The 26,852-nt window shown below is 65.5% G+C and carries 26 protein-coding genes and 2 pseudogenes; 7 read left to right on the forward strand and 21 right to left on the reverse strand.

Annotated features, from left to right (window positions below; all coding sequences use genetic code 11):
* Positions 1–477 precede the first annotated feature (477 nt).
* The 9 genes from RBR52_RS11750 to RBR52_RS11790 form a co-directional block, all read right to left on the reverse strand.
* Positions 478–792 carry a type II toxin-antitoxin system YafQ family toxin gene (locus RBR52_RS11750; RefSeq protein ID WP_320377456.1) on the reverse strand — a complete coding sequence of 105 codons (315 nt, stop codon included), beginning with the start codon at positions 790–792 and terminating at the stop codon, positions 478–480.
* Complete coding sequence (locus RBR52_RS11755; RefSeq protein WP_320377457.1) at positions 764–1,042, reverse strand: type II toxin-antitoxin system RelB/DinJ family antitoxin; 279 nt, start codon at positions 1,040–1,042, stop codon at positions 764–766. The genes RBR52_RS11750 and RBR52_RS11755 overlap by 29 nt, the downstream gene beginning before the upstream one ends.
* Positions 1,043–1,114: 72 nt before the next feature.
* A complete protein-coding gene (locus tag RBR52_RS11760; protein ID WP_320377458.1) occupies positions 1,115–1,849 on the reverse strand; it encodes a hypothetical protein in 735 nt (244 codons plus the stop codon).
* Positions 1,850–1,951: 102 nt separating this feature from the next.
* Complete coding sequence (locus tag RBR52_RS11765) at positions 1,952–4,150, reverse strand: TIGR03986 family CRISPR-associated RAMP protein (RefSeq protein WP_320377459.1); 2,199 nt, start codon at positions 4,148–4,150, stop codon at positions 1,952–1,954.
* Between the two features lie 113 nt (positions 4,151–4,263).
* On the reverse strand, positions 4,264–4,800 hold the full coding sequence (locus RBR52_RS11770) for a hypothetical protein (protein ID WP_320377460.1): 537 nt from the start codon (positions 4,798–4,800) through the stop codon (positions 4,264–4,266).
* The gene (locus tag RBR52_RS11775) at positions 4,797–6,296 is read right to left on the reverse strand and encodes an RAMP superfamily CRISPR-associated protein (protein ID WP_320377461.1); all 1,500 of its coding nucleotides are present in this window, start codon (positions 6,294–6,296) and stop codon (positions 4,797–4,799) included. Before RBR52_RS11775 ends, RBR52_RS11770 begins: the two co-directional genes overlap by 4 nt.
* Positions 6,297–6,299: 3 nt before the next feature.
* Positions 6,300–7,847, reverse strand: coding sequence for a hypothetical protein (locus tag RBR52_RS11780; protein ID WP_320377462.1), 1,548 nt, complete (start codon positions 7,845–7,847; stop codon positions 6,300–6,302).
* A complete protein-coding gene (locus tag RBR52_RS11785) occupies positions 7,844–8,443 on the reverse strand; it encodes an RAMP superfamily CRISPR-associated protein (protein ID WP_320377463.1) in 600 nt (199 codons plus the stop codon). The genes RBR52_RS11780 and RBR52_RS11785 overlap by 4 nt, the downstream gene beginning before the upstream one ends.
* Positions 8,440–10,077 carry a Cas10/Cmr2 second palm domain-containing protein gene (locus tag RBR52_RS11790; protein ID WP_320377464.1) on the reverse strand — a complete coding sequence of 546 codons (1,638 nt, stop codon included), beginning with the start codon at positions 10,075–10,077 and terminating at the stop codon, positions 8,440–8,442. The genes RBR52_RS11785 and RBR52_RS11790 overlap by 4 nt, the downstream gene beginning before the upstream one ends.
* 265 nt (positions 10,078–10,342) lie before the next feature.
* Between RBR52_RS11790 and RBR52_RS11795 the strand changes: the two genes are divergently transcribed.
* The 4 genes from RBR52_RS11795 to RBR52_RS11810 all read left to right on the forward strand — a co-directional run bounded on the left by RBR52_RS11795 (position 10,343) and on the right by RBR52_RS11810 (position 12,053).
* Positions 10,343–10,702, forward strand: coding sequence for a hypothetical protein (locus RBR52_RS11795; RefSeq protein WP_320377465.1), 360 nt, complete (start codon positions 10,343–10,345; stop codon positions 10,700–10,702).
* Positions 10,703–10,993: 291 nt separating this feature from the next.
* Entirely contained in the window at positions 10,994–11,212 is a 219-nt protein-coding gene (locus RBR52_RS11800; RefSeq protein WP_320377466.1) for an AbrB/MazE/SpoVT family DNA-binding domain-containing protein, read from the forward strand.
* Positions 11,212–11,625, forward strand: coding sequence for a putative toxin-antitoxin system toxin component, PIN family (locus RBR52_RS11805; RefSeq protein WP_320377467.1), 414 nt, complete (start codon positions 11,212–11,214; stop codon positions 11,623–11,625). The genes RBR52_RS11800 and RBR52_RS11805 overlap by 1 nt, the downstream gene beginning before the upstream one ends.
* Before the next feature lie 56 nt (positions 11,626–11,681).
* The gene (locus tag RBR52_RS11810; protein WP_320377468.1) at positions 11,682–12,053 is read left to right on the forward strand and encodes a DUF3742 family protein; all 372 of its coding nucleotides are present in this window, start codon (positions 11,682–11,684) and stop codon (positions 12,051–12,053) included.
* Positions 12,054–12,159: 106 nt separating this feature from the next.
* Here RBR52_RS11810 and RBR52_RS11815 read toward each other — a convergent pair.
* The 4 genes and pseudogenes from RBR52_RS11815 to RBR52_RS11830 form a co-directional block, all read right to left on the reverse strand.
* A pseudogene (locus RBR52_RS11815) lies at positions 12,160–12,321 on the reverse strand (transposase domain-containing protein); the annotation flags it as partial.
* A gap of 138 nt (positions 12,322–12,459) precedes the next feature.
* Positions 12,460–13,476, reverse strand: coding sequence for a polyprenyl synthetase family protein (locus RBR52_RS11820; protein WP_320377469.1), 1,017 nt, complete (start codon positions 13,474–13,476; stop codon positions 12,460–12,462).
* A gap of 4 nt (positions 13,477–13,480) precedes the next feature.
* Positions 13,481–15,160: an ABC1 kinase family protein gene (locus tag RBR52_RS11825; protein WP_320377470.1), complete on the reverse strand. Its 1,680-nt coding sequence runs from the start codon at positions 15,158–15,160 to the stop codon at positions 13,481–13,483.
* A complete protein-coding gene (locus tag RBR52_RS11830; protein WP_320377471.1) occupies positions 15,160–16,020 on the reverse strand; it encodes a DUF2934 domain-containing protein in 861 nt (286 codons plus the stop codon). Before RBR52_RS11830 ends, RBR52_RS11825 begins: the two co-directional genes overlap by 1 nt.
* A gap of 374 nt (positions 16,021–16,394) precedes the next feature.
* On the opposite strand from RBR52_RS11830, the pseudogene RBR52_RS15440 reads away from it, so the two are divergent.
* The 3 genes and pseudogenes from RBR52_RS15440 to RBR52_RS15450 form a co-directional block, all read left to right on the forward strand.
* Positions 16,395–16,472, forward strand: a pseudogene (locus tag RBR52_RS15440) (hypothetical protein); the annotation flags it as partial.
* A gap of 25 nt (positions 16,473–16,497) precedes the next feature.
* Positions 16,498–16,878 carry a hypothetical protein gene (locus RBR52_RS15445; protein ID WP_413818323.1) on the forward strand — a complete coding sequence of 127 codons (381 nt, stop codon included), beginning with the start codon at positions 16,498–16,500 and terminating at the stop codon, positions 16,876–16,878.
* On the forward strand, positions 16,875–17,087 hold the full coding sequence (locus RBR52_RS15450; protein ID WP_413818324.1) for a hypothetical protein: 213 nt from the start codon (positions 16,875–16,877) through the stop codon (positions 17,085–17,087). Before RBR52_RS15445 ends, RBR52_RS15450 begins: the two co-directional genes overlap by 4 nt.
* Before the next feature lie 148 nt (positions 17,088–17,235).
* On the opposite strand, the gene RBR52_RS11840 is transcribed toward RBR52_RS15450, so the two are convergent.
* The 8 genes from RBR52_RS11840 to RBR52_RS11875 form a co-directional block, all read right to left on the reverse strand.
* Positions 17,236–17,805 (reverse strand): nitrate reductase associated protein, encoded by a 570-nt coding sequence (locus RBR52_RS11840; protein ID WP_320377472.1) that lies wholly within the window; start codon positions 17,803–17,805, stop codon positions 17,236–17,238.
* Complete coding sequence (locus tag RBR52_RS11845) at positions 17,802–18,488, reverse strand: carbonic anhydrase (protein WP_320377473.1); 687 nt, start codon at positions 18,486–18,488, stop codon at positions 17,802–17,804. The genes RBR52_RS11840 and RBR52_RS11845 overlap by 4 nt, the downstream gene beginning before the upstream one ends.
* On the reverse strand, positions 18,478–19,131 hold the full coding sequence (locus RBR52_RS11850; RefSeq protein ID WP_320377474.1) for a nitroreductase family protein: 654 nt from the start codon (positions 19,129–19,131) through the stop codon (positions 18,478–18,480). Before RBR52_RS11850 ends, RBR52_RS11845 begins: the two co-directional genes overlap by 11 nt.
* Positions 19,132–19,159: 28 nt before the next feature.
* Positions 19,160–19,840 carry a peptidylprolyl isomerase gene (locus RBR52_RS11855; RefSeq protein ID WP_320377475.1) on the reverse strand — a complete coding sequence of 227 codons (681 nt, stop codon included), beginning with the start codon at positions 19,838–19,840 and terminating at the stop codon, positions 19,160–19,162.
* A 21-nt stretch (positions 19,841–19,861) separates the two neighbouring features.
* On the reverse strand, positions 19,862–20,548 hold the full coding sequence (gene narI / locus RBR52_RS11860) for a respiratory nitrate reductase subunit gamma (RefSeq protein ID WP_320377476.1): 687 nt from the start codon (positions 20,546–20,548) through the stop codon (positions 19,862–19,864).
* A 4-nt stretch (positions 20,549–20,552) separates the two neighbouring features.
* Positions 20,553–21,305 carry a nitrate reductase molybdenum cofactor assembly chaperone gene (gene narJ / locus RBR52_RS11865; RefSeq protein ID WP_320377477.1) on the reverse strand — a complete coding sequence of 251 codons (753 nt, stop codon included), beginning with the start codon at positions 21,303–21,305 and terminating at the stop codon, positions 20,553–20,555.
* Between the two features lie 2 nt (positions 21,306–21,307).
* A complete protein-coding gene (narH, locus tag RBR52_RS11870; protein WP_320377478.1) occupies positions 21,308–22,831 on the reverse strand; it encodes a nitrate reductase subunit beta in 1,524 nt (507 codons plus the stop codon).
* Between the two features lie 185 nt (positions 22,832–23,016).
* Positions 23,017–26,829, reverse strand: a complete 3,813-nt coding sequence (locus tag RBR52_RS11875; RefSeq protein ID WP_320377479.1) for a nitrate reductase subunit alpha — start codon at positions 26,827–26,829, stop codon at positions 23,017–23,019.
* Positions 26,830–26,852 lie beyond the last annotated feature (23 nt).

The following is a 26,852-nucleotide window of genomic DNA, read 5'->3' on the forward strand; positions in this document are numbered from 1 at the left end:
TGCGCTGGCGCTGCAACGGGCTGGGCCGTCTGCGGAGCTGAACTCTCTGGCGGTTCGGCTGAGCGCGCAACGGCGTCCTGCGTTCAGCGCCCCGTCGGACGCGGGGGGTCTTTGTCCGGCTGAACTCGGCTCCGGCGGGCGGCCTCCCTCCGTCGGACACAGGGGCCACAGGCGCGCTCGCGTCTGCGGCAGTCCTCTTCCCGCCGGGCGGCGCGGCCCGCAGGTCTCCCACCAGGGAGAGGCTCCTGCAGCACGTCGCGGCCCGCGCCGCTGCCTCGTTTGGACAGACGGCGCTGCGGGTCGAGCTGGGCTCGGTTCTCAATGTAGGGCGCTTCGGTGAGAGATGCGGATGGCGCAAGTTTGCAGCCTCTCGTTAGCGGCGACCCATGTCAGTGATCGTTGTGGACAGGAATCGGCTGGTAGCGCCGTCACGTCCGCGAAATGGCGTTGGGGAATGCCTCCCGGGGCGAATCGGCATCAATGCTGGAACAGTTCGGCGTGTGTGCCCGCCCGCACAAAAATGAGGGTGTCGCCCTCGATCCGGTAGATCAGCAGGAAGTCGCCGCCGACATGACATTCGCGATGGTCGGCCCAATCTCCCATGAGCGCATGGTCCAGCCACTCGGGGCCCAGCGCGGCATCGTTGCCAATGAGCAGCAGCATCTCCTTCAGCCGCCTGAGGTCGAAGCGGCCTGAGCGCGCAAGACGTTCAGTGTTGAGGAAGCGTTTGGTGTAGTCGCATGCCCTGGGCGGCATGACCCGCTTACTGCTGGCGGGCTTTGTCGAGGTCATCGATCAGGGCGGCGACCGTGTCAAAGCGGGCGGCGCGCGCCTGGGTCATGGCGCGTGCCTCTTCCATCGCCGCACGTGTCTGGGCATTGGGCGCTTTCAACTCCAGCGGGAAAGCCTGATCGTTCACCACGCGCTTGAGCAGAATGCGCACGGCGTCAGACACCGTCAGCCCCATGGCGGCCAGTGTTTCGCTGGCTTGCGTCTTGATTTCGTCGTCCACCCGGACGTGCAACATCGTGGAATGGGCCATGCTTCGATCTCCCGTTTTTGCCATTATGTATCTCGTATGCGATACGGTCAATGCGATTTCGCACATCGCCCTTCACGCCCGCCCGCGCCCTCGGCCCAGAAGCCGGTGGCCGCCCAGAACGAGCATCAACCCCACAATCGCCGCGGGCAGATCGGTGAGCAGGCGGTTGTTGGCGCCCTGCATCTCGCTCTGGGCGTTGGCCTTGGCGATCTCCACCACTTCGGGTGACATGAAGGCGCTGGAGAACTGGGTGAAAGGGTTGTCGCTGTGCGCGGCTTCCTGCTTGGCCTGGGCGATTTTGTCGGGGGTGAGCCGGCTCATTTCCTGAAGCTGTGCTCGGGCCTGCTGCCAGGTGTCGATGTCTTGGTAGCTGCGCCAGGCGCCCCAGCCGCCCAGCCCCAGGCCGAGCACGAGCAGCACCACGCCCCAGACGACGGCTTGCGCGCCGCTCAGACGGGCCGGTTGCGCCCAGGCCACAGGTGCGGGCGCAGCGGGCGTTGCCGCTGCTGTCGGTTGCGATGCCGCCGCAGCGAGGGCGGGCTGGGGGCTTTCCACCCCGCGCGTCGGTATCGGCCTTTGGCCGTTGATGCGCCGGAACTCGCGCCGCTTGTACAGGTAGTAGGGAAAAGCGGGAAACCACAGCAGCAGGCAGGCGATGAACCATCCCGCCGGGCTGAGATTGCCCAGGCCGCGCACCTGCCCCTTGCGGATGCCGATGGCCCGGGCGTCGGCGAGCACCCAGAGGCTGGAGACGATGACGATGATCCAGGTGATCTGCTGGACGAGGTGTTGGGTGTGCGCTTGCATGTCGTGGTCTGCCTTGTGTGGTCATGAAGAGGAAAGGTCTTCATGTTTTCACGCGGCGGGCGGCATGCGGCCCACGGCAAGTTTGCAGGGGCGTCGGGCGGTTCAGCCCGCGCCTTTGATGAGCCGCTGGATGACGAAGCGATTGCCCATGCCCTTGACTTCGACTGTCACGCCCTTGAGTTCGCCCTTTTTGTCCAGCCTCTGCCCCTGCTCGGGGGGCAGTGCGGCGATGAGTTTTTTGGCGGTGTCTCGTGTTTCCTGCGCTCTTTTTCCATCGGGCGCCACGGCTTCCAGGGTTTGGCTGCCCTTGTTCCAAGTGAGACGGGCGTTGTTCCACACCGTTTTCTGCTCGGACACGGCGGACGGTTCGGGTGACTTGGGATTGCCAGGCGAAGCGGCAGCTGCCGCACCCGGCCGGGAACATTCGGCGTGCGCCTTTCCCTGCGTTGGACGCCAGTCGCCCGCATTCTGCGCACCGGTGGCGACGGCGTAGTCGGCCAGCACATGTTGCGCCTGCTTGGCGACCTGAAACTCGTTGATTCTTTGTTTGGCTTCGAGCTTCATGTGGCGCAGTTCCATGCCCCTGGGCAGTTGCTTCGCCGCGCCGGGGTCGGCCATCGCCAGCAGATTGAGCATTTGCGGGCTGCGCTCCCAGTCGGGCACGGCGGCGTTCATCTGCTGGCCGAATTGCCGCAGCAGTTGCGCCCGGCGTTCATCGCTGAGCGGGGTCTCGGGCTGCGCCGGGTCGTTGGGAATGAGGCGGCAGCGCGCGGCGTTCAGCTCGACGTGCGCCTGACCGAAGCCGAAGGGCTTGCCCATGCCCAGGCTGTGGCGCTTGGCAGAGTCATCGCCCCAGGTCAGCGCCCAGAGCAGCGCGCCGAGTTCTTCGGGCTTGAGGTTGTGGAACACGATGCGCCCGTCGAACCGGGTTTGCGGCGGCAGGGTGTGCAGCACGATCTGCACTTTTTTGTTATCGCTCTGTTCGTCGGTGAGGGGCTGCACCTTGGCATCTGGTCGAACCGGGTAACGCTTGAAGCCGCGCAGCGTCGGGGCTTTGGAACTGCCGGTCTGGATGTAGGTGGCGTAGGGCTGACCATTCCTGAGCCGCCAGGTATTCGGGTCGGCGCCGGGCTGGGTGATGTAGTTGGGGAAGTAGCTCGGCTTAGGGCCGTTGAGGATGGTGGGGCCGTGCTTCGTGGGCTGCGGCTTGCCCTGCGCCACGGCAGTCTCGAAGCTCACGCGCCCGCGCAGCGCGTCGGCCTGGTTTTCGCCGTTGATGGCGCCGAACAGCAGGTCGGCGAGGTCGTAGCCGTGCGCGGCGCCGGGGGCGTGGAGATGGCCGGGGTTGGCGTGGCAAATCATGTCGTAAGTGGAGAAGTCGCCCGCCAGCTTGGGCATATAGGCCAGACCGATGCGCAGCAGGCCGCCGTCTTGCAGGTAGAACACCGGCACCTCCCGCCCGGCGCGGTATTGCGCCTTCCAGTAGCCGGGCCAGGACATGTCGGCCTTGCCGTCCTCGTCGCCGTGAATGCGCAGGAAGTCGCGCCAGGCGGAAGGCGGCACGGCGATGGCCTGCTGCGGTCTGGGCGAATAGAAGATGAAATCGCGTTGCTTGCCCTTGTCCTTGGTGCTGTCGGAAATCTGGCCGGTGAACACCGGGGTGCCGACGAGGCTGCCCTGGAACAGGCGGGCGGCATCGGGCTGACCGAGCTCGAAGCGGATCTGGGCGGGGTCGATCTGGCGCTCTGCGCACAGGCGCTGCCACGTTTCGTATTTTTTCCCGACGCTCTGCCGTGCGGCAAAGATCGGCGCGGGCACGCCGAGCGCGGTTTCGAGGCTGCGGTGATGCAGCCGCACCATCAGGCAGGGGACGATTTCATGGCTGCCGTCGTCACGTCGGCGCAGGAAACCGGTATGCACCTTGTCGCGCACACGCTGGGCGTACACGGTGTTGGCCTTGGAAATGTCGCGCAGCCCCGGCCTGACCTCATCGACCTTGCCCATGCGCCCGAACCCGGCGATCTCGACCACGCTGCGCAGTAGGCCCTTGAGACTGGAGCCGGGCAGGGCATAGCGGCCGTCGGGCAACTGAAAGGGCTTGACCTCGCCGGGTCGCTCCTTGTCGGCCTTGGCCTGCCTGCCGCCGACGAGCAGAGGGGTGTGGGCGACGAGGGTGTAGTGCAGTTCGCCGCTGAAACCGTCCTGAAACGGGATGTCGTGCGAGACGTCCTGCCCCCAAGAGGGAATGAAAATCCGCTCGGACAGGGGGACGAAGTTGTAGGGGGCGGAGATGTAGGCCATGGTGGACTGTCCTTCGCTCTTATGATGGCCTTGCCCGCCCGGTCTGCCATGCCCGTGCGGAGCAGAGCGCGAGTTGTTTCGATGATTCTGGGATGCGTGGGGTGTGGGCATGGTCAGGCTCCCTGATCGTGAATGGACTTGAAGCCGATGAAACAGGCGGCGGTCTGCACGGCGCCGAGTTCGGCGTCGAGCCGCCAGTAGCGGCGGTAGGCCAGGGTGTCGGCGGCAGCGTGCACGAGATGGCGCACTTGGTCGCAGAGCAGATCGCCCGCCTGGAGGTGCCGGGATTCGGTCAACACCCACCCGCCCTGCGGTCTGCGGTGCACCGACAGGCTCAGGCCGCCTTCGGCCACGGCCTCGGCCTGCAATAGCGCGCCCCATTCGGCTGCCGGGGCTGGCAGATCGTCGCGGAAGGTGAGTTGGTGCGATTGAAACTGCAGCCAGCCCTGCTGCGGAGCATGGGCGGCGAAGGCGGCCCAGAGCGCGTCGGGCTGGTCGAAAGTCTGGCGCTGCTGCTGCAGACCGGCGGGCTGCATTTCCGGAAGATCGCTGTCTTTGTCTTTGTCTTTGTCTTCGCGCTTTTTGCGCTGATCACCGGCGCGCAGCGCCTGGTAATCGGCCAGAAGTTGGGACAGGTCGGCAGGGTTCATGCGGCCTCCGCTTGGGTTGCGCTGAATTGTTCCGGCCAGGGGCGGGTGAAGGCTTCGGGCAGGCTGGCGCGGAAAAAGCCATTGCCCGAGGTGGAGCGGGCGCCCAGCGCCAGACGGCCTTCGCAAAGGTCTTTCAATGCGGCTTCGAAGGCACGTTGCACTGCGGCGACGGAGGTCGAGAATTCAGCGGCCATGAGGTGCAGACGGCGAAGATCGAGCGCCAGATGCACCTGCGCCTGACCGCCGAAGACGTTCTGCTCTTCGAACAGCATGTGCTCGCGCACCCCGCCGGTGAACCGGTCGATGCTGTTGTGCATCAGCCGCGCAGACTCCCGGATGGGCAGGTAGGCGTCGTCGATGAACAGGCAGCCGGCCCAGCCCTGCTCGCCCTGCCCTGCCCTGGCCTTGTCCTTGATCTCGCCGAACAGGGCGCGCACTTCGGCGGGCGCGACGGGCTGGCCGTCCTTGTCGCGGTCGCACGCCTGGCCCGCCCAGGCGCCGGAAAACCGGCGGGCGTGAAACGCCATGCGGTGCGCCAGCACGCCCTTGAGCGATGAGGCGGGCAGCAGCAGTTCGCGCTGCGGGCTGATCTGCCCTGCTGCGCCCGACCAGCGCACCCGGCGCTCGGTGACGGGCAGCAGATCGGGAACCTTGTCGGCAGCTTCTTTACTGGGGAGCGCCACGTCGCCCTGGCCGATGCGCCACAGGTCGCGGGCGTCGAGGGTGAGGGCGGCGGCGAGCCATTCGGCGGCGGGCGCCTGGGATACAGGCTGGGCGGTGAGCCCTTGCGTGAACGAAGGGTCTGCGCCCAGCCTGCCCAGCGCCTGCGCCTGCGCGGGCTGACGCAGGTCGAAATGCGCGGTGTGCAGGCCGATGCAGCGCATCCGCCCCAGCCCGGCGCGGGTGCCGCCGCCGAGGCGAAAACCAGGATGGGCGAACAGCGCGAGCAGATCGCCCCAGGTGGGGCCCGCGTCGTCTGCGGCGGCGTGCAGCCGCAGCTCAAGCGCGAAGCGATGGCCCGCGGGCAGCACGCTGCGGTCGAATTTGCCGGTGTCGGCGGCGGCGCCGCGATGGGTGAGGCGTACGCGGTTACGGTGCACGGGGGCGTCCCGCTGCGCGAGCACGTCGGCCCACAGCGGGTCGTTTTGCAGACGTGCGGCATCAGTGCCGAGCAGCAGGCCGACGGCGGCGCGGCCCTGACTGTCGAGCAGATGGCCCCAGCCGATGTGCAGGCGCGAGGCCCGGCCCTGGTCTTGTTTCTGGAAACCGAACAGTTCGTCTGCCGATTCGCTGCCGTATTGCTGCGTCCACAGGCTGCGCAGCACCCCGGCGGTGCTGGTGGCGGGCAGCGCGGGAAGGCCGTTGGCGTCTCGCACCAGTGCGCTGTCGAACACACCGTCGGGGCTGCCGGTGCTGATCGACAGCGGGGTGAGGGCTTCGAGCACCAGCCGGGCGACCTGCACCTGGGAATGGGGGCGGAGAAAAGGTTCGCTCATGATTCAGACCTTGCGTTTTGCGGGTTGATCCATCAGACGTCGGGCGAGCTTCTGCACGAAGATCGCCTTGCAGGTCTGGCCGCCTTCCTCGGACAAATGGGGTTTGAGCCAGTCGGCCAGCTTGAGCCAGCCGGTCTGCCCGGCAGCGGGCGGAATTTCCAGATCCCAGCCCTTGCCGCTGGAGCGAATGACGCCGCGATCTTTGTCGAACAGCGTGGTGTAAAGCTCGGCGCCGCGCTTGCTGCGCGCGACTTCGAGCACCCCGCCCCATTGCGAGCGCGAGGGGTAGAAGTCGGTGGCGAAGTCAGGATAGCCCTTGGCGCGCCGGGCGGATTCGATGGCGGCGGCGTAGGCACTGGCGGCTTTGTTGACTCGGTCCTCGACCGAGTCGCCAGTGGTGTCGGTCTGCTGCTTGAGCCAGCGGATCAGCGGATGATCTGGCTCGGCGCCAGCGCCGGCAGCCACCGCGCCCTGCGGCGCTGCGGCGAATGCCGGGTGTTCGCCCGCCAGCAGCGGCGGATTGACCCACACCTGCCCGAGACCGGCCTCGCGGTGCAGACCGATGCCCTGGCCGAGAGTCGCGGCGACGGCCTGCGCATCCGCTCCGTCGGGCAGTTCGATCTGCATCACCCCGCCAGCTTTCAGCACCTGACGCTCGGCGTCGAAGCCGTGGCGTCTGGCGTTCCACGGGCTGTAACGGCGTGGGCGGGTGAAGGTCTTGTCCCACTTGATCCGGGCGCCGTCGGGCAGGCCGAGCGACTGCGGTTGGAGCATCAGGGTGGGCTGACCGTGCGCATCGCAGGGGGCGAAATCGGACAGCAGCCAGAGGGTCAGTGTCTGGCCCTGGGCGGGGCCGTGCTGCGGGTTGCGCTGCGGCACTTCGGTTTTGTCGATGCGCACCCGGCCATATTCCGCCGAGCGCGAGCGGCCCAGCACCGCCTTCCCTTGCAGCGCTTCGATCACCCGGGCGAAAAGCGCGGGGTCGAAATCGGCGTCGGCTTCGATTTGCGCCACGAAGCGCTGGCCGCGCGCCAGGGCGCTGTAGCCGAACAGTTGCGCCTCGGCGGCGCGCCCGGTCTCGGCGCTGATGGCGGTTTTCATGCGGTAGTTGCGCGCGGGTTTGACCCACAGGCCCGAGGCGGTGACATAGCCTTCGCGCAGCGGCTTGGCCTGCTGCTCGCCCTGCTGGCCCTTCCCTTCGGCAGACTCGATCTTGTCGACGTGCAGGAAGTTGTGGAGGCGGTCCGCGTCAAGCCGCTCCCTGGATTTGGGTTTGTCGTTCTTGGGGTGATGCCAAGGCAGGGGCATGGGCCACGCGATCTCGCCTTCGGCTTCGGGCAGGCCGTCGCCAAAGCGCAGTCGCCCACTGTGGAAGGCGGCGTAGGCGTCTTCGGGCGAGAGCGCGGCATAGAGCTGCGCCGCCGCGGCGCCGAGCAGCGCCGAGCCGGGAACGCGGTCGAGGGTGTCGTGAGCGCCTTCGGTCGCGGCGCTTTCGCTGAACACGCAATCGTCCAGCAGGGTGATCGACAGGGCTTGATACAGGGCGTTCATGCGGACTCCAGCGTCAGCAGGGCGCGGCCGAGGCCGCGGGTGCGATGTCCGCCGATGGCAGGCACGAGAGGCAGGACTTCGCGCAAGCGCTCGGCCCAGTCGGCAGGCGGCTGTGCGCCGGGCAGCGGCTCGATGTGGGCCTGCAGATCGAGCGGCACGACCACCTCGATGCCGCGCAGACTGCGGTCTTCGGCGCTGCCGGTGCGCTCATTCACCGCTGTGGACTGCAGCACGCAAAACAGCGCGGCGCGCTGCGACCGGCGGTCTTCATGGCGCAGCCAGTCGCACAGCGCCTGCGGCAGACGGGCATCGCTGACGCGGATCAGCCCTGAGCCGGGAGGAACGCCCGCCCTGTCCTCCTCGGTGCGCTCGCCGAACAGGGTGCGCAGCAGGCTGCCGTCGGCATGGCCGCTCCAGCCCCAGTCGCGCGCCTGTTCCAGCGCGTCGCGCAGCAGGCCCTTGAGGTGGCGGCCCGGCACGGCGGGCAGATCGTCGCCGTCGCGCCAGGCCGCAGCATCGATTGCGGCGCCAAGGCCGCGACCGGTGCCGCAATGCCAGTAGCCTTGCAGATGAATGTGCAAAATGTGAGCGCTCACGCCGCGTCCTCCTGTGCCGGGTTCTTGATCTGGTCAATCGATTTGTGATGCACCGCGAGCAGGTCCAGCGCATCGCCCAGCGGGCTGACGAATGCATCGTCGCCGTTTTTCGCGTAGGGAAGCGGGGCTTGCTGCGCGTCGTAGCCTGGGATCAGCGCGCGCAGGCAATCGTCGAACTCTGCGAGGCGGTGCGGCTGCGTGTCACGCATGCGCTGCCGCCATCGCCGCCAGCCCGTGCGGGCCTGCGCCGGGTCGAGTTGCAGCAGGTTGAGCAGGCCGCGTACCGGCCCGCGCGCCATGTCCGGCGCCTGCAGCAAGGAAACCAGTCTCTCCAGGTCGAATAGCCTGGGCAGACCGCCCTGCCCCTCGTCGAGCACGGCGTAAGTCCCCAGGGTGTGGACGTAGCGCTGTTTGCCCTCGCGGTGCGTCATCTCGCGTTCGACCAAGGCGTCGTAATCGTCGAACAAAGCCGAGGTGATGCGGTAAAACGCCACCGAGGACGGGGCCAGTCCGCCCTCCTTCGCCACGTTTTTGGCCTGCTTCTTGGCCTGATCCATGATGGATTCGGATAGGCTGACCGCCATCGAAAACGGCTGATTCGCGCCGATGATGGCCAGGCCGAAACCGATGGTGAGTTTTTCGGGCAACCCTTCGACGCCCAACTTCGCCAAACCTTCGAGCGAGGTTCGGCTTTGTTCTTCGAACGCCCGGGCGAAGGCCTGCACATAGGCCAGCGCGAGATCGGCGCGCACCAGCACGATGACATCGTCTCCGCCGAGCAGGATGGGGCGCGCTGCGAGCAACTCTCCCTTCTGTCGTGCAGGCAGCAACACCTCGCGCACGGCTTTCTGGGCACCCGCCTGCGTGCTGGCGTCGATGGCCTTGGAGAGCGTCTGGTAGATGTTCAGGAACTCCTCCGGCTGGTTTCTCACTGCCTCGGCGATGCGGATCAGCACCTGCCCCATGCCGTTGCCGTCGGCATGGATGAGCGCCAGGTCGCGCGCACCGGAGGCAAACGGAAAAGCACCCTCCTCTTGCGCGTCCGATTCCAGGTTGCGCGGCCAGTCGCGCCAGGTGAGCTGCGCCTCCTCGGGCGAGTTGCGGTCGATGAAACCGGCGTGGCTGAGATCGGCGAATGTTTTGTTGCGTTTCGTGGCCGCGTCGATCGCGCCGTCCTTCCCGTCGCGGCTCACCGCCACACGCCCCGTGCGTCGCGCCCGCTCGGCCACCGGGGCTGGCAAGGGATGTTGCGCACGCTCCCGGTGGGTTTGGCTGCGCGCATCATTGCGTGCTTTTCCGAACGCTTCGGGCAGGTCTTTGCCTTCGCCCCTGCCGAAGACGAACCCCAGTCCGGGCGCCTCGTGTTGCAGGACCAGGCTCCAGAGCGCAGCAAACCGGTCGAGCGCCGTACCGTCCTTGGCAAAGGCGTAGAACGCCCCGCCTGCGCGCCGGGAGAACTCGATCTGACCTTTCGTCTGCGAAGCCGTCAGCACCGCGTCGAGCAGGTTGTCATTCGGCTGCTCCGCGTTGGTCAGCAGATCGATGAGCTCGCTGCCGCCGATGGCATCCCTCAACCGCCCCGAGGCGAAGATGAACGACTGAATCGACTTCACTTCAAAAACGAGGCAGTGCATAAAGCTCCCCTGAATTGATATATTTTGTCATATCTGACGGTTACCGGAGACGACAGCCACGCATCGCGCAGGTTTTGTCTAGCGCGATAGTAACCCGTTCCAATCCACAGAAATTCACTTTGCAAGTTTGCAGACCCAGCGGGGATCTACCGCCCCATCGCCGCGCCGAACGCCGATGGCAAGCGGTTTGCGTAAGATGAGCACCGGCTTGCCCGCGGCGCCCGGTTCGCCGCCAGCACAACCCAACCTTCGACTGATAGCGCCCATGTCCGTCTCCGCCATCACCCTCCAGCCCCCTGTCTGCGGCAAGCCGCTGAGCAAACCGCAAAAGACGTTCAACACCCTGGTCGGCAAGATCGACCGCGCCCGCAAGCGTCTGGAGCAATGGCACGCCGCGATGCAGCGTGCGGCGCAGGCGCAGGCCGCGCAGATCGACCCGAAGATGCGCGACCTCAACGCGATGCGCAAGGTACTCTTGCTCGCGCTCGACGCCATGCAGTCCGATTCGCGCTCCACTTCAACTTTCCAGGGCGTTCCAAGGACATACATGGAGTGTTGCAAGTCATTGTCACGGTTCGGCTTTTCCAGAAAATCCGTTCCAGTGACGTCCAGCGAGATCCACTGACAGCCGGTCAAAACTGGTACAAAAAGTGGCCCAAACAATGCGCGAGCTTTCGCTATTGGTGGTTTGGCAAGCGTGAGCGCATCACCCTCGGCAACTATCCGGCGCTTTCCCTAAAGGGCGCCCGTGCGCTCCAGGATCAGGGCGGAACAAGCACTGTGTTTTCACCGGATCGGGCCGTTTCAACCGGCGCTGAAAGCGCAGCAGGCCCTGAAACCCCTGCGCCCGAAGGCATCGCTTGTCGAGAATGAAGTAAGGAAGTAATATTTCCTTTGAAACTTACGGAGGCCTCCCATGCTTGCCAAGCTCACTTCGAAAAATCAGATCACGCTGCCCAAGGCGGCCGTGTCCGGCGTGGATGCGGCGGAGTACTTCGACGTGACCGTCGAGAGTGGCCGGATCGTCCTGACCCCCGTGCGCGTCCAGAAGGCCCAGGCCGTGCGCGAGAAGCTGGAGCAACTCGGGATCACCGAGCAGGACGTCGAGGATGCCGTGGCCTGGGCGCGGCGCTGATGCGCAGGGTCGTGCTCGACACCAACATCGTGCTGTCGGCGCTGACCTTCAGCGCCGGACGCCTGGCCTGGATACGCCACGCCTGGCAACACCAGCAGTTGCAGCCGCTGGTCTGCCGGGAGACGGCCAGTGAACTCCTGCGCGTCCTGGCCTATCCCAAGTTCAAGCTGTCGACCTTGGAACAGCAGGAGTTGCTGGCGGACTTCCTGCCCTACGCCGATGTGGTGGAACTGCCTGCGCCATGGCCAGACCTGCCGGTCTGCCGCGACGAGAAGGACCAGGTGTTCCTGGTGCTCGCGCATGTCGGCAAGGCGGATGCGTTGATCACGGGGGATGCGGACATTCTCGCCATGCGAGAGGACTTTCCCGGCTTGATCATGACCGCCGAAGCATTCGCGGCGCGGCAGGCATGAAGGAAACCGGCACGGCCTTGCCCAACGACCGTGGAACGACCATGAGGTAGCCAACCATGAAGCACACCGCACGCATGACCACCGCAGCGCGACTCGGCCGCTGGCTGGGCGGTGTATGGGGCGGTTGCCTGCGCGCGGAGCGTCGGGTGCATCAATGGCTGATGGCGCAAGGAGTGCCGGCGGGCGGTGCAGCGGTGCTGATCTGGGGGGTCAAGCTGGCGACCCTTGGGGTGTTGCTGTACATCGCGGTCTGGACGGCGCTGTTGCTGGTCGCTCTCTTTGTGGCAGCCAGGATGGCGGAGCAAGCGCCGCAAGGCGACGATGATTTCCTCGGACGCAAGGCCGAGGAGTTGGATCATCGCGAAAGCCTTGCCTACGACACCATCAACTACAGCGATGACCCAGATCCACGATTCGAAGACGATTGAACCGGCGGTTGGAACTATTTCTGCTTGGCCGCACCGATCATCAAGCCGCCCCCCTGCCACCTGTTCACGCCATTTCTGCAGCCGCGTCGGGGGTCTGGGCGGAGGCAATGCGAGGCGCAGGCAGCAACCGTTCGCGCTGGCTGGCCTTGCCGGTGCGCTCCAGCACGTCGTCAATCAGCGAGCGCGGACAGACGCTTGCCAAAACGCCAGTGCTGATCAGATGCGCAACGTCAACCTTCTCAGGCAGTGCCTTACGCGTTCTCGCCATCGTGTGCGCTCATCGTGGTCTTGATGGGCGAATCGTGACATAACCGAAAATATCTCAACAGTATTGCCCCCAGACGGGACTCTAACCCATTGGATTTACTGCTGTTACTGGCTACTGCGAACAGCCGGTTCTTTCTTTTCATCGGGTGGGTTTTTCCGATTGAATTTTCATAGCGTCGGATAGGATGCCGACAGGCGGCTCCGCGGACGCCGCTGCTTGGATGCTTGCCGCGATCAATTCAGCCAGTTCAAGCGGACGGCCGTTTCCTGCGGCCATCGCGAGGGTGTGCGCCTCCTGCGTGGCCTGGCGGCACAGGTCGAGCGCCGAACGCGCGAGGGCCGCGCGTGCCTCGAAGCGGTCGATGGCGTCGGCTTCTTGAAGCAACACGTAGCTCGCAACGAGGGTTTCTCCGTAGCGCCGCGCGACATCGGCGAGAGGAGCCGGGTAGCCCGCGAGCGCGGCCCCCGTGGCGCCGGCCGCCTCGCCCAGCGGCGCCGCCAAGCGTTGACGGGTCCGCAACCATCGCGCTGGATCGTCGCCAGTGAACCGTGCATGGTTCAGGTTGGCAGCCTCCAGCTCGGCCGCCCGGTTGACCGCATCGGCAACCAGGGCCAGGACTTGCTGGTCGGCGCAGCGCACCAGCAAGCGGAAGGCGCCCGTGGTCAGATAGTCCCCCGCCAGCACGGTGGCCGCGTTGCCGAGCAGCGCGGATGCGCCGCTCGTCGCATCGACGTGGACATGCAATTGCTGCAGGCTGAGGTGGATCAGATCAAGCGCGGTACCGGCGCTGATGCCCGGCTGCCCGGAATGGAAGGCGCAGGTCACCAGCGCCCGGATCGGCATCTGCCGGCCCGACAGCAACAGGCGCAAGGCAAGCTGGACGGGCGCGGCCTCGCAGGTCAGTGCGTCCGCCACGGCAGCGCGGACGCCGGTCATTACACTCTCGGTAAAGTTCATGGGATGCCTGTCAGTCATGGGTTGGCCTTGCTGCCCTGCGGGCCAGTTGCTCGGCCGTGCTGCGCTGGCGATTTCGACGCCATCGTGTTCGATGGTGCGCAACATACCTGCGCCAGACGGCGCAGAACCGCAGCCCGAGGCCAGACCGACCCGATGCGCGAGCGGGTTCGAAACGGTTTCGAGCGCGGGCTGGGCCATATTCTCAGCCTTTGTCGCCGCGCCAGATGGACAACAACACCCAGAGGCCGCCGATGACGGCGGCGATGAAGCCGAGCAGCCCGAAGGAGGGCAGGCCCGGCAAGGCGGGCTCGCGCTCGACGGTCATGACGATGGCCGAGCCGATGATCAGCGCCGCGGTGACGATGCTGATCGCCAGGCGGCTGGCGGCGCGGTCGAGACGTTCGCCGAATTGTTTGAGCGGCAGAACATCGACCTCCACGTGCAGTTTGCCGCGCCGGGCGGCGCGGAGCAGTTGGCGAAGGTCCTGCGGCAGTCCGGTGAGGAGGGCGAGCGCGCTGCCCAGGCTGCGCCAGCCGCGCCGAACCAGGGCATCGGGCGCGGCGTGGGCGAGCAATACCTGTTCGAGAAAGGACGCGGCCTCGCCCGCCATGTCGAAGTCGGGGTCGAGCTGGCGCCCCATGCCTTCCAGCGCGATGAAGGCCCTGATCAGCAGCGCCAGGTCGGGCGGCAGGGCGAGGCCATGTTCGCGCAGGATGGCGACGAGATCGGAGAGCATGGCGCCCAGATCGAGGTTCTTGAGCGGCACGCCGTGATACTGGTCGACGAAGGCGTCGATCTCGGGCTGCAAGGTCTCGCTGTCGACCTCGGCGCCGCCGCTCCAGTCCAGCAGCACCTCGGCCACCTTCCCGGCATCATGGCTGACGAGACCGTGCAGCAGCGCGGCCAACTGATACCGGCGCTCCTCGGAGAGGCGCCCGGTCATGCCGAAGTCGATGAAGGCGATGCGGTTGTCCGGCAGGTAGAAGACGTTGCCGGGGTGCGGGTCGGCATGGAAGAAACCGTCCTCGAGCATCATCTTGAGCACGGCCTGCGCGCCGCGACGGGCCAACAGCCTGCGGTCGAGGCCGGCCGCTTCCACCGCGGCCAGGTCGCGGCCGGGAATGCCCTCGATGTAGTCCTGCACATTGAGGCGCTCGCCGGTCCATGGCCAGTGGATGCGCGGCACGACGATCTCGGGGTGGGCGGCGAAGTTGGCGGCGATGCGCTCGGCGCTGCGGCCCTCGGCGGAAAAATCCAGCTCGCGGCGCAGCGACAGGGTGAACTGGCGCACCACCTCCCGCGGCCGGTAGCGGCGCAACTCGGGCGCTTGCGCCTCGACGATCTCGGCCAGCCGCGCCAGCAGGCGCAGGTCGGCCTCGACGACCGGCCGGATGCCGGGGCGCCGCACCTTGAGGATGACCGCCGTGCCGTCCGCCAGCCGGGCGCGATGCACCTGGGCGAGCGAGGCCGCCGCCAGCGCCTGCGGTTCCAGGTGCGCAAAGACGGCCTCGGGCGGCTCGCCCAGGTCCTCCGTCAACTGCGGCAGCAGCTCGGCGAAGGGGACGGCGGGCGCGCCGTCCTGCAGCTTGCCGAACTCGGCGATCCATTCCGCCGGAAACAGATCGACGCGGGTGGCGAGGATCTGGCCCAGCTTGACGAAGCTCGGCCCGAGCTCCTCCAGCGCCCGGCGCACGCGCGCCGGCGGCTCCAGCCGCGCCAACTCCTCCGGCTCGTGCCAGTGCAGGGCACGGCCGGCACGTTCCAGCGCGCCCGCCATGCCGATCCGCCGCACCACATCGCCGAAGCCATAACGGATCAGGACGGAGGCGATGTCATGCAAGCGCCCCAGGTCGCGGACGGTGCCGATCGCTTGCCACAGCATCAAGCGTCCTTGTCGGTATCCTTCGATTTCAGGCGGGCAGCGATGCCCTCGAGCACGCCGGCGGCCAGACCGGCAAGCAGCGCGACTTCATGGCGCACGACTTCCGCCCCTTTCTGGGCCTGTTCGCGCGCACCCGAAGTGACGGCCTGGGTCAGTTGATCGAGCGCGATCCGGGTACGTTGGCCGACGGCCGAGCCGCTGCTGCGGGCATGTTCGGCCAGCTCGGTGAAGGTGGTCTGGACGGTACCCTTGGCGCTCTGCGCGGCATCCTGCAGCGTTTCGACGAACAGCGTCTGCAGCGTGGCGAGATCGTCCGCCGCCCGCTTCAGCCCCTGCCGGGAGAACTCGCCGGTGCGCCCCGCGGCTTCCTGAATGGCCAGTTGGGCGGCCTCCGCCGCCCCGGCCAGCGCCTCGTCCAGACCGCGCATCGCCTCTTTCAGCGCTTGCCCGCCCTGTTCCCCGAGCGGCGCGGCGCCTTCACGGGCGCCTTTGACCACGGCCGCCGTTACGCGTTTGAGTGCGTCGGTGTCGAGGTGACCGCGCGTGAGCGCATCGAGCGTGATGGCGCGCACCTGGGCGGCGATCACCGCCGGATCGGCGGCGAGAGCGCCTTGTACGCGTTGCTCGATTTCCTCTGGCGTCATCGCGGGCAGGCGCCCTTGTTCCCGGAGCATCCGGTCGATCCCGGCCTCGGCCTCAAGCCAGTCCTCAGCCAGGTCGCCGCCCGTGAAGCCGCGCTTTTCCGCGCGGAAATAGGCGGCCTCGGCGATCATTCGATAGCGTTCCTCTGCGGTGACGGGCGGGTTCTTCTGGGCAATGGATTCCGGCGTCGCAGTCCGGGCGGAGGTGGATTTGGCCATGGTCACTGTTCCTTTTCAAGGTAAGGGTGTAAAAAATCCAGCATATACGGGACCGGGTATCGGTATGAGACTGTCCGGGATCCCCATCGTCCGCGGCCAGCCCCCGTCGCAGCAGTTCGCCTATGTGGCCTGCCAATACTTCGCTTCAGGAGCATCCTGATTATATTGATATTCTAGTGTAATGCATCATAAATAATAAATCTTATACGGTATACTGACGTTCAGCTATTCAGGAGTTCGGTGCCATGCGAGTTGCCAAATCAGTCGAGTTGAGTGCTGAGGAGGATCGACGCCTGCAGATTCTTTCCAAGCGCAAGCGGGTTGAAGCGCGAGCGCAGATGCGCGCTCGCATCGTGCTGCTGGCGGCCGACGGCATGTCGGACAAGGACATCGCCCAGAAGCTGGGCACGGACCGCCGCGTTGCCGCACGCTGGCGAGCCCGTTTTCTCAGCGCTGGCGTAGACGGTCTGCTGCAAGATGCCACGCGCCCTGGGCGCCCGCGCACGGCGCGCAAAAACCGCCAACGTGGAACAGGTGGTGCGCTTCACGATCGAGGAGACGCCCGAAGGAGCGACGCACTGGAGTACGCGCTCCTTGGCCGCCCGCCTGGGGATCAGCGCCTCTACCGTTGCCCGCATCCGGCGCGCCCAGGGGCTCAAGCCGCATCGGGTCGAGTCCTTCAAGCTGTCCAACGACCCGCGCTTCATCGAGAAACTCGAGGACATCGTCGGTCTGTACCTCGATCCGCCCGAGCACGCGACGCGCTGGTGCTGTGCTGCGATGAGAAGACGCAGATTCAGGCGCTCGACCGCACGCAGCCCGGTGTGCCGCTCAAGCGCGGGCGCAGCACAACGATGACTCACGACGACAAACGCAACGGCGTAACGACCCTGTTCGCGGCACTGAACCTGCTCACCGGCGAAGTGCTGTCGATGACCGATCCACTCCATCGCCACCAGGAGTGGCTGCGGTTTCTGAAGACCATCGATCGCAAAACACCCAGGAACAAGGCCCTGCACCTGATCGTGGATAACTACGCCAACCCGAGCTCGCCCCACATTGAATAAGAACAAGAACACTTCTAATTGACGCACCATACTAGCATCATGGTCGCCATCGACAGGGCAGATGGCCGGTCCCCAACATCGTAGGTTGCGCGCCGAGGCGCGTAGAGCTACATGCTGTGGCATAGGCCAGAACCAGTCCAGAGGCTGGTTATGGGTCTTTTCTTTCGCCATGGATTGCCTGCGCGCACAGGCCGAACTCCCGCAGGGCGAGAGGGAAGTTGCGGTTCTTGTGCCCGGGCCGGGTCAGTTTGAACAGGGTGAAGCGTTGCAGCGCGTCGAGTTCCGACCAGGCACGCGGGCCGTCAAGCCGCAGACCCCTGTCCAGCGCGTTTTGGCGCACGCGGTCAGGCATGCGCAAACGATTCCATTCCACGTCTTCCTGGTTTGCAGGCATTCTCACCAGCCGGGACTTGGCCTGGTGGACGATGGCCTGCGCGAGCAGGTGCCGATAGCGTCTCGTCCCTCCGATCGGATCGACGCCCTCGGCAATGAGCCTTTTGCGCGTGGCCTGATCGAGGCTTTGCCAGTCTTGCAGCGAGAGTTTGATGCGGCACGCATCGAGCTTGTAGCGCACGATCATGGGCATGCAGCACAAGGTCTTTGCATAGTCCGACTCGAACTTGAACAGCAGCGAACCAACGTCTGCTGCTGGCGGCAAGTTGCCGAGTTGCGCCGGAACGGACAGGCGCACCGCGTCTTCGATATCTGCGGCATTCATGTGGCGTAAAAAGCGCTCCGCTGGCCATCATCGGCGGGGGCGTCGGCATAGGGGCCCGTCCCGCTATGGGCCGATTCGGTGGACGGGATGAAGCGTCCGCTGAGCACATCGAACACATGCACCTGCCCCTCTTCGATCACATAGTGCCAACCATGCAGGCTGAGGCTGTGTTGCTCGACACGCCGACGCACCATCGGGTAGTCCATCAGGCGTTCGAGTTGTAAAACGACCGCGCGCTGTTCTGTGCGGCGCAGGACCTCAGGCCCAGGGTCGGCGACAGGCAGCATGGCCTCCTTTCCCAGCCCCAGCCAGGATTTCAGGTTGTGGGCCTCGGCCGGGGATTCACCGTAGAGCGCACGGATGGCGCCGCAGTGACTGTGACCACAGACCACGATGCGCTGCACGCTCAGACTGAGGACGGCAAATTCGATGGCCGCCGCCGTGCCGTGGTAGCCGGCACTGCCATCGAATGGCGGCACAAAGCCCCCGACATTGCGCACAAGGAATAGTTCACCCGGCCCCGCACCGGTGAGCAGGTAGGGCACCACGCGCGAATCCGAGCAACCGATGAACAGCGTGGTGGGGTGCTGTCCCTGAACCACGAGCGATTGAAAGGTCGCCCGATAGGCGGGAAAGGCATCGGTGTGAAAGCGCCGCAGGCGGGAAAGCAGTTCATCGGGCATGGGCGTTCTCGGGGTTCAGCTCGGAGACGAACAGCGCCGGATCGGGCCGTGGGCGGATGGGCTTGCGCCGATCTGCGGTACCGATGGCGACGAAGCACACGGCCTGTTCGTCGTGCGCCAAGGAAAACAGCCGTCGCATGCCTTGGGTCTGCAGGGCCTGACCGCTGACCAGGCCGGAACCGAAGCCGTCGGCATGGGCGCAAAGCAGCAGGTTCTGAATTGCGCAACCCAGGGAAACCAGCCTTTCGGGCAAGGGAATTTCGGGGTGATCGTCCGTGGCATCCCGCACCACCGCCAAGGCGACGAATGGCGCGCGATGCGCCTTGTCGCGCGCCTCGGCCAGTTCCCTGTCACTGGCGCCGGCGTCGCGCTCGCGCAGGGCCTGAGCGAAAACCTCGCCCAGCGCGGCGCGGCTTGCTGCCGGCACGACGATGAAGCGCCAGGGAAGAATCTGCCCATGATCCGGCGCTGCGGCTGCGGCCTGGAAATAGGCGTGAATCTGCTGTGCATCCGGGCCCGGTGCGAACAGGCGCTTGGGCGCGAGCTGCTGCCGGGTGTGGATCAGCGTTGCGGTGAGCTCGGCATAAACCGTGCGCGCAACCGCGCCCGACGCTGGCGAGGAGTGCATCGAAACTGCAGACATGGCGTGACTCCGACTGCTTTCGCGCCGTTCAGTGTTGCGGGCTGGGGCAGGCCACGGCTGGCACGGAGCCTTCTGCCGGCGCAACATGCTGTCCCAGGTCTTCGGCATAGAGCTGCAACGCCCTGACCAGCGATTGCTGCCTGAGCGTCTGCGCGATCTGCGCCTGCACGGCCTCGAACGGCGGCAACTGCCCCTTTGCGATGCGGGCGATGCGCACGATGTGCAGGCCGAAACGGCTGCGCACCAGACGCGGCAGCAGGCCCGGCTCGCCGTGCTCCATCAGCGCCTGCCAGAACTCGGGCACGCATTGCTCGGCGGTGAGCTGGCCCAGATTGCCGCCCACCTGCGCCGACGGGCAGTTGGACAGGCCACGCGCCATCTCGGCAAATCCGCTGGCGTCGGCCATCAGGGCGTAGAGCGTGTCCTCGGCCTTGGTGCGCAGTGCGTCGATGGGCGTGGTCGGCGTGACGGCGAACAGAATGTGGTCGGCCTCGACCATATCCCCCTGGCGCAGGGCGTCGGCATGCTGGGCGTAATACCGCTGGCATTCCGCCAAGCCCGGTTCCGGAATCTGCACATCGTGCTGCAGCACGGCTTCGAGCAGGGCTTCATCGTCATCGGCCTGAATGCCGAGTTCGGCGGCGCGCTGGCGCAGGCGGTCCAGCACCGCCTCGACTTGCAATTCTGGTGCGGAAATGGGGGTGTTCATTCGAGTCTCCGTGCTCAGTTCTCAGCGCTTGCTGCGAACCAGTTGCCAGGGGCGAACCAGATAGGCCACGGAAGCGAAGCCGCTCCAGATGTGCACCAGGCGAGTGAAGGGGAAGATCAGGAACAGGGTGAGGCCGAAGAAGATGTGCACTTTGAAAATCCAGGAAGCCTGTTCGATATATCCCGCAGCAGTGACACCCTGGAAGGTGACGATGTGCTTGGCCCAGGACATGAGCGCGAGCATCTCCACCCCGTCGGTATGCTGCGCCGACTCGATGATGGTCGACAGACCCAGCAGCAGGGTGGCGAGCAGCCACAGCAGCGTCACCCAGTCCATCGGCTTGGTATTGGCGGCGATGCGCGGGTCGCTGATGCGGCGCCAGATGAGCAGCACCAGGCCGATGAAAATCAGCACACCCAGCGCGCCGCCGGTGACCATGGCGATGATCTGCTTGGCATGCGGCTCCAGCCCCAACGCCTCAAAAAACGCCAGGGGCGTGAGCAGGCCGAAGAGGTGGCCGAAGAACAGGCCGATGATGCCGACGTGAAACAGGTTCGATCCCCAGCGCAGCGTGCCGGTGCGCAGCATCTGGCTCGATTCGCTGCGCCACAGGTATTGATCGCGGTCGAAGCGCACCAGGCTGACCCCCAGAAAGATGGTGCCGGCGATGTACGGATAGACGCCGAAGAAAAAGTCGTTCCAGTTCATGATGTCAGACTCCTGTGGATTGGGGTTGCGCAGCGCGCGGAATGAACTGCACGGTCTGCACGGAAGGCTTTGCTTGCGGATTGCAGGCGCCGAGAAAGTCCACCGGCTCGTCGGCCCAGACCGCATCGAGTCCGGCGGGGGTCCAGTCGGCGGGCAGACCTTCCTTGTGGATATCGCGTGGCCCGGGGGTGGGCGGACCCGCCTGCTGACCCGACTGCTGTTCCACCAAGTCCCGCCAGTCGTTCGCACCCGAGAGGCGGCAGACTGCGGCCGTCACGGCCACCCAGGGCGATTCCCGACGGTCGAGCGCGGCAGTGAGATGCGCCACCAGGAGCGCGACCTCTTCCAGCGCTTCACGCGCCGCGCTCGGGTCGAGAACCGAGCAATATTCGAGATAGACCGGCAGGTAATCGGGCAGCTCCTTGGCCTGCAGATCGAGGCCGACTTCCTGGTATTGCGCCAGCAGGTCGACCATGGCCTGGCCGCGATCGCGCGAGTCACCATGCACTTGCTCGAACAGATTGAGCGAGGTGCTGCGGCCACGGTCGAAGGTGTCGACGAACTCGGCCTGCAGGTCCATCAGATCGGCGGCGGCCATGTGGTCGATCAGGCCTTGCAGCGATTCGCGCGCGGCCGAATGGCCGGGTTCCAGCGGGCCGAGAACGTCGCCAATTTCAGCCAGATGCGCCTGCATCGCCTCGCCCGGGTAGTCGAGCAGCAGCGCCAGTGCGCGTAATTGTCGGGATAGGTCGTGCATGATTACATCTCCGCTTTGATGGCAAAGGTGCGACGCTTCTTGCCGCTGAACAGCGAGGGCGCGGATTCGCCGTCCGAGCAGCCGTTGCCGAAGGTGAAGCCGCAGGAGCCCTTGAGGTCGAAGGCGTTCTCGGCGTATTCGCGGTGGGCGGTCGGGATGACGAAGCGGTCTTCGTAATTGGCGATGCCCAGGATGCGGTACATGTCCTCCACCTTGTCTGCGGGCATGCCGACCTGTTCGATGGCGGCGACGTTGGCCGCTCCGTCCACATGTTTGCCGCGCATATAGGCGCGCATCGCCAGCATGCGTTCGAGCGCGCGCTGCACCGGGGCGATGTCGCCGGCAGTCAGCAGATTGGCGAGGTATTGCAGCGGAATGCGCAGTTGCGACACATCGGGCAGCGCGCCGTTGTCGCTCACCATGCCGCTCTGCACCGCGGTCTGGATGGGCGAGAGCGGCGGCACATACCAGACCATCGGCAGGGTGCGATATTCCGGGTGCAGCGGCAGCGCGATCTTCCACTCCATCGCCATCTTGTAGACCGGCGAACGCTTGGCCGCATCGAGCCAGGCGTCGGGCACGCCGTCGCGCCGCGCCTGATTGATGACCTGCGGGTCGTGCGGATCGAGGAAGATGCCGAGCTGCGCTTCGTACAGATCCTTTTCATCGGCCACGCTGGCGGCTTGTTCGATGCCGTCGGCGTCGTACAGCAGCACGCCCAGATAGCGGATGCGGCCCACGCAGGTCTCCGAGCACACGGTCGGCTGGCCGGCTTCGATGCGCGGATAGCAGAAGATGCACTTCTCCGACTTGCCGCTTTCCCAGTTGTAGTAGATCTTCTTGTACGGGCAGGCCGAGATGCACATGCGCCAGCCGCGGCACTTGTCCTGGTCGATCAGCACGATGCCGTCTTCCTCGCGCTTGTAGATCGCCCCCGAAGGGCAGGAGGCGACGCAGGCCGGGTTCAGGCAGTGCTCGCACAGCCGCGGCAGATACATCATGAAGGTCTTTTCGAACTCGCCGTAAATGTCCTTTTGCATGCCGTCGAAATTGGCATCGCGGCTGCGTTTGGCGAACTCGCCGCCGAGAATCTCTTCCCAGTTCGGCCCCCATTCGATTTTTTCCATGCGCATCCCGCTGATCAGGCTGCGCGGGCGCGCGGTGGGCGCGGCCTTGAGCTCGGGCGCCTTGTGCAGATGCTCGTAGTCGAAGGTGAAGGGCTCGTAATAGGCGTCGATTTCGGGCAGGTTGGGGTTGGCAAAGATTTTCATCAGGATGGACAGGCGCGAGCCCTGGCGCGGCTGCAGCTTGCCGCCCGTGGTGCGGGTCCAGCCGCCTTTCCATTTGTCCTGGTTTTCCCATTCCTTGGGGTAGCCGATGCCGGGCTTGGATTCGACGTTGTTGAACCAGGCGTATTCCATGCCGGGGCGTGTGGTCCAGACCTGTTTGCAGGTCACGGAGCAGGTGTGGCAGCCGATGCATTTGTCGAGGTTGAGCACCATGCCGATCTGGGCGCGAACTTTCATGAGATTTCTCCTGTTGGCGTGGGGTCAGAGGGTGTGAATGAATCCGGCGTGACCGAGCAGCGCGTCCAAACGCCCCCAGTCAAGACGCAAAGCACAGCCGTGCCCGTCGGCACGGCGCGCATTTGCAACGCCGAATGGGGGTGTTTGGACGTGATGAGCGGTCATGGCGGATTGTTCACACCCTCTCAGGCTTGCGGTTCGATGTGGTGCGGGCGCTCGTGGCTGTAGGCCGGTCCCGCGGGTTCGTCCATCCACTCCACCTTGTCCATCTTGCGCACGATGCAGAACTCGTCGCGATTGGCGCCAACCGTGCCGTAGTAGTTGAAGCCGTAGGCGAGCTGGGCGTAGCCGCCGATCATGTGCGTGGGTTTGGTGACGATGCGAGTGACCGCGTTGTGGATGCCGCCGCGCGCCTTGGTGACCTCGGAAGCCGGGGTGTTCACGATGCGCTCCTGTGCGTGGTACATCATCGCCATGCCGGGCTTGACCCGCTGGCTGACCACGGCGCGCGCCGCAATGGCGCCGTTGGCGTTGAACACCTCGATCCAGTCGTTGTCGACGATGCCTGCCTCCTTGGCGTCATCCTCCGAAATCCACACGCAGGGCCCGCCACGGCTGAGGGTGAGCATGACGAGGTTTTCGGTGTAGGTCGTGTGAAAGCCCCATTTCTGGTGCGGGGTGATCCAGTTCAGCACGATTTCCTTGTTGCCGTTGCCGAACTTGCCCAGCACCGGCTGCACGGCCTTGAGGTTGACCGGAGGACGGTAGCCGGCAAAACCCTCGCCAAAGGCCCGCATCCACGCATGATCCTGGTAGAACTGCTGGCGGCCGCTCAAGGTGCGCCACGGAATGTATTCGTGGACGTTGGTGTAGCTTCCGTTGTAGCAAATCTTCTCATCGATGATGCCCGACCAGGTCGGCGAGGTGATGACCTTGCGCGGCTGCGCCTGGATGTCGCGGAAACGGATCTTTTCATGCTCTCTTGGCAGCGCCAGATGGGTATGGTCGCGCCCGGTGATCTTCGACAGCGCCGCCCACGCCTTGACCGCCACATGGCCGTTGGTCTCGGGGGCCAGCATCATCACCGTTTCGCAGGCGTCGATGTCGGTCATGATTCGCGGGCGGTCTTTGGTGGCCCCTTCCTCGACCACCGTACCGTTGAGCTCTGCCAAGGCCTGCACCTCCTCACGCGCATCCCAAGAAATGCCATGCCCGTGACCGCCGTTGGGTTTGTCCATCAACGGCCCCAGCGAGGTGTAGCGCTTGAAGGTGTTGGGATAGTCGTGTTCGACCACGGTGATCTGCGGCGCCGTCTTGCCGGGGATCAGTTCGCATTCGCCCTTCTTCCACTCATGCACGGCGGTGGCCTGGCCAAGCTCGGCTGGCGTGTCGTGCATCATCGGGGTGAGCACCACGTCCTGCTCGACCCCCAGATGGCCGACGCAGACCTCGGAGAATCTGTGCGCGAAACCCTTGAAAATCTCCCAGTCCGAACGCGCCTCCCAAGAGGGATCGACCGCAGCCGACAGCGGGTGAATGAAGATGTGCATGTCGGTGGTATTGAGGTCGTTCTTCTCATACCAGGTCGCAGCCGGCAGGGTGATGTCGGAAAACAGGCAGGTGGTGCTCATGCGGAAGTCCAGCGTCACCAACAGGTCGAGCTTGCCTTCGGGCGCCTGCTCGTGCCACTTGACCTCGTGCGGGCGGTCATCGGCGGCGCTGAGTTCGGTTTCGAGCACGCCGTTCTGCGCGCCCAGCAGGTGCTTGAGAAAGTATTCCGACCCCTTGCCCGAAGAGCCCAGCAGGTTGGAGCGCCAGACGAACATATTGCGCGGCCAGTTCACCGGGTTATCCGGGTCTTCGCAGCTCATGCGCAGGCTGCCGTCCTTCAGACCCTTGACCACATAGTCCTTCGCGTCCATCCCGGCGCTGCGCGCCTCGCGCGCCAGGTGCAGCGGGTTGCTCTCCAACTGCGGCGCCGACGGCAGCCAGCCCATGCGCTCGGCGCGCACGTTGTAGTCGATCATGCTGCCGCCGAATTCCTTGGGATCGGCCAGAGGCGAGAGAATTTCATCGACGCCCAGCTTTTCGTAGCGCCACTGGTCGGTATGCGCGTAGAAGAAGCTGGTGGAATTCATCTGGCGCGGCGGTTTGGCCCAATCGAGCGCAAATGTCAGCACGGTCCAGCCCGGTTGCGGGCGTAGCGCCTCCTGCCCGACGTAATGCGCCCAGCCGCCGCCCGGCACGCCGATGCAGCCGCACATCATCAGCATGTTCATGATGGCGCGGTAATGCATGTCCATGTGGTACCAGTGGTTCAGCCCAGCGCCCAGGATGACCATCGAGGTTCCATGGGTCTTGTGCGCATTGGTCGCAAACTCGCGGGCGATGCGCTCCACCACATCGGCGGGCACTCCCGTGATGGGCTGCTGCCACGCCGGGGTGTAGGGCACGTTGTCGGCATAGCTTTTCGCGCAGGGGTTGGGTTCGTCGCCCAGGCCGCGGTCGATGCCGTAATGCGCGGCCATCAGGTCATAGACCGACGCCACCTTCACGCTCTGCGCCCGGCCTTCGGCATCGACGAGTTCAAGCACGCGATACGGCACCTTGCGCACCAGCACGTCGTCCTGCACATTGCCGGGGTGATGCTCCGCAGGCACACCGCCGAAGTAGGGAAAACCGACCTCGGCGACGCCGTCCTTCATGTCGATCAGGCTGAGTGCGAGCTGCAGGTCGGCGCCATCGCGGGCGTCGCGCGCTTCCAGGTTCCACTTGCCGACCATCTCGCCCTGTTCACCCCAGCGATAGCCGACCGAGCCATGCGGCAGCGCGATCTGGCCGTCGGCCTTGAGCGCCACGGTCTTCCATTCCGGGTTGTTGGCCTGGCCGAGCCGGTCGGCGAAGTCGCTGGCGCGCACATAGCGGTCCGCCGCCAGCACTCTGCGGCCCCCGGCGATCTCGCGCTCCTCCAGCCGCACCAGCAGCGGCATGTCGGTGTACTTGCGGCAATAGTCGATGAAGTAGTCCGACTTGTGCTCGCCGAAGTGGAATTCGCGCAGCATCACATGGCCCATGGCCATTCCCAAGGCGGAATCGGTGCCCTGCTTGGGGTGCACCCATTCGTCGCTGAGCTTGGCGACCTCGGAGTAGTCGGGCGAGACCGCCACCGTCTTGGCGCCACGGTAGCGTGCCTCGGTGTAGAAGTGCGCATCTGGGGTGCGGGTCTGCGGCACATTCGACCCCCAGGCCATGATGTAGTTGGCGTTGAACCATTCGGCCGATTCGAGCACGTCGGTCTGCTCGCCCCATACCTGCGGCGAGGCAGGCGGCAGGTCGCAGTACCAGTCGTAGAAGCTGCCCGGCACCGCGCCGATGAGGTTGAGGTAGCGCGCGCCTGCGGCATACGACACCATGGACATGGCCGGAATCGGCGAGAAGCCGTAGATGCGGTCCGGCCCATACGTCTTGATGGTGTAGACGTTGGCGGCGGCGATCATCTCGTTCACGTCATCCCAGTGCGCGCGCACGAAGCCGCCCATGCCGCGCAGTTTCTGGTACTGGCTGCGCTTGGCCTTGTCCTGCACGATGCTGGCCCAGGCGTCCACCGGGTCGAGAGTCTTGCGCGCCTCGCGCCACATTTTCATCAGCCGGCCGCGCACCATCGGATACTTCACCCGGTTGGCAGAATACAGATACCAGCTTGCCGAAGCGCCGCGCTGACAGCCGCGCGGCTCGTGGTTGGGCATGTCGGGGCGGGTGCGCGGGTAGTCGGTCTGCTGCGTCTCCCAGGTGACGATGCCGCCCTTCACATAGATCTTCCACGAGCACGATCCGGTGCAGTTGGCGCCGTGCGTCGAGCGCACGATCTTGTCGTGTTGCCAGCGGCCGCGGTAGGCGTCTTCCCAGGTACGGTCTTCGGTGGTGACTTCGCCATGTCCATCGGCAAATTTGGGCCGGGATTGGGTGAAGTGGGTCAGGCGGTCGAGAAAGTGGCTCATTGTGGTCTCCGTTGGTTCAGGGG

Source organism: Thiomonas sp., from assembly GCF_034007205.1.
GTDB lineage: Bacteria > Pseudomonadota > Gammaproteobacteria > Burkholderiales > Burkholderiaceae_C > Thiomonas.

Excerpts from the sequence above, each read along its gene's own strand:
- narI (WP_320377476.1), bottom strand. The coding sequence starts at position 20,548 with ATGAACTGGAACGACTTTTTCTTCGGCGTCTATCCGTACATCGCCGGC.
- RBR52_RS11800 (WP_320377466.1), top strand. The coding sequence starts at position 10,994 with ATGCTTGCCAAGCTCACTTCGAAAAATCAGATCACGCTGCCCAAGGCG.
- RBR52_RS11830 (WP_320377471.1), bottom strand. The coding sequence starts at position 16,020 with ATGGCCAAATCCACCTCCGCCCGGACTGCGACGCCGGAATCCATTGCC.
- RBR52_RS11875 (WP_320377479.1), bottom strand. The coding sequence starts at position 26,829 with ATGAGCCACTTTCTCGACCGCCTGACCCACTTCACCCAATCCCGGCCC.
- RBR52_RS11775 (WP_320377461.1), bottom strand. The coding sequence starts at position 6,296 with ATGAGCGAACCTTTTCTCCGCCCCCATTCCCAGGTGCAGGTCGCCCGG.
- RBR52_RS11770 (WP_320377460.1), bottom strand. The coding sequence starts at position 4,800 with ATGAACCCTGCCGACCTGTCCCAACTTCTGGCCGATTACCAGGCGCTG.
- RBR52_RS11845 (WP_320377473.1), bottom strand. The coding sequence starts at position 18,488 with ATGCCCGATGAACTGCTTTCCCGCCTGCGGCGCTTTCACACCGATGCC.
- RBR52_RS11780 (WP_320377462.1), bottom strand. The coding sequence starts at position 7,847 with ATGAACGCCCTGTATCAAGCCCTGTCGATCACCCTGCTGGACGATTGC.
- RBR52_RS11755 (WP_320377457.1), bottom strand. The coding sequence starts at position 1,042 with ATGGCCCATTCCACGATGTTGCACGTCCGGGTGGACGACGAAATCAAG.
- RBR52_RS15445 (WP_413818323.1), top strand. The coding sequence starts at position 16,498 with ATGCCACGCGCCCTGGGCGCCCGCGCACGGCGCGCAAAAACCGCCAAC.
- RBR52_RS15450 (WP_413818324.1), top strand. The coding sequence starts at position 16,875 with ATGACTCACGACGACAAACGCAACGGCGTAACGACCCTGTTCGCGGCA.
- RBR52_RS11820 (WP_320377469.1), bottom strand. The coding sequence starts at position 13,476 with ATGGCCCAGCCCGCGCTCGAAACCGTTTCGAACCCGCTCGCGCATCGG.
- narJ (WP_320377477.1), bottom strand. The coding sequence starts at position 21,305 with ATGCACGACCTATCCCGACAATTACGCGCACTGGCGCTGCTGCTCGAC.
- RBR52_RS11840 (WP_320377472.1), bottom strand. The coding sequence starts at position 17,805 with ATGAATGCCGCAGATATCGAAGACGCGGTGCGCCTGTCCGTTCCGGCG.
- RBR52_RS11750 (WP_320377456.1), bottom strand. The coding sequence starts at position 792 with ATGACCTCGACAAAGCCCGCCAGCAGTAAGCGGGTCATGCCGCCCAGG.
- RBR52_RS11850 (WP_320377474.1), bottom strand. The coding sequence starts at position 19,131 with ATGTCTGCAGTTTCGATGCACTCCTCGCCAGCGTCGGGCGCGGTTGCG.
- RBR52_RS11805 (WP_320377467.1), top strand. The coding sequence starts at position 11,212 with ATGCGCAGGGTCGTGCTCGACACCAACATCGTGCTGTCGGCGCTGACC.
- RBR52_RS11765 (WP_320377459.1), bottom strand. The coding sequence starts at position 4,150 with ATGGCCTACATCTCCGCCCCCTACAACTTCGTCCCCCTGTCCGAGCGG.
- RBR52_RS11760 (WP_320377458.1), bottom strand. The coding sequence starts at position 1,849 with ATGCAAGCGCACACCCAACACCTCGTCCAGCAGATCACCTGGATCATC.
- RBR52_RS11855 (WP_320377475.1), bottom strand. The coding sequence starts at position 19,840 with ATGAACACCCCCATTTCCGCACCAGAATTGCAAGTCGAGGCGGTGCTG.
- RBR52_RS11810 (WP_320377468.1), top strand. The coding sequence starts at position 11,682 with ATGAAGCACACCGCACGCATGACCACCGCAGCGCGACTCGGCCGCTGG.
- RBR52_RS11825 (WP_320377470.1), bottom strand. The coding sequence starts at position 15,160 with ATGCTGTGGCAAGCGATCGGCACCGTCCGCGACCTGGGGCGCTTGCAT.
- RBR52_RS11795 (WP_320377465.1), top strand. The coding sequence starts at position 10,343 with ATGTCCGTCTCCGCCATCACCCTCCAGCCCCCTGTCTGCGGCAAGCCG.
- narH (WP_320377478.1), bottom strand. The coding sequence starts at position 22,831 with ATGAAAGTTCGCGCCCAGATCGGCATGGTGCTCAACCTCGACAAATGC.
- RBR52_RS11790 (WP_320377464.1), bottom strand. The coding sequence starts at position 10,077 with ATGCACTGCCTCGTTTTTGAAGTGAAGTCGATTCAGTCGTTCATCTTC.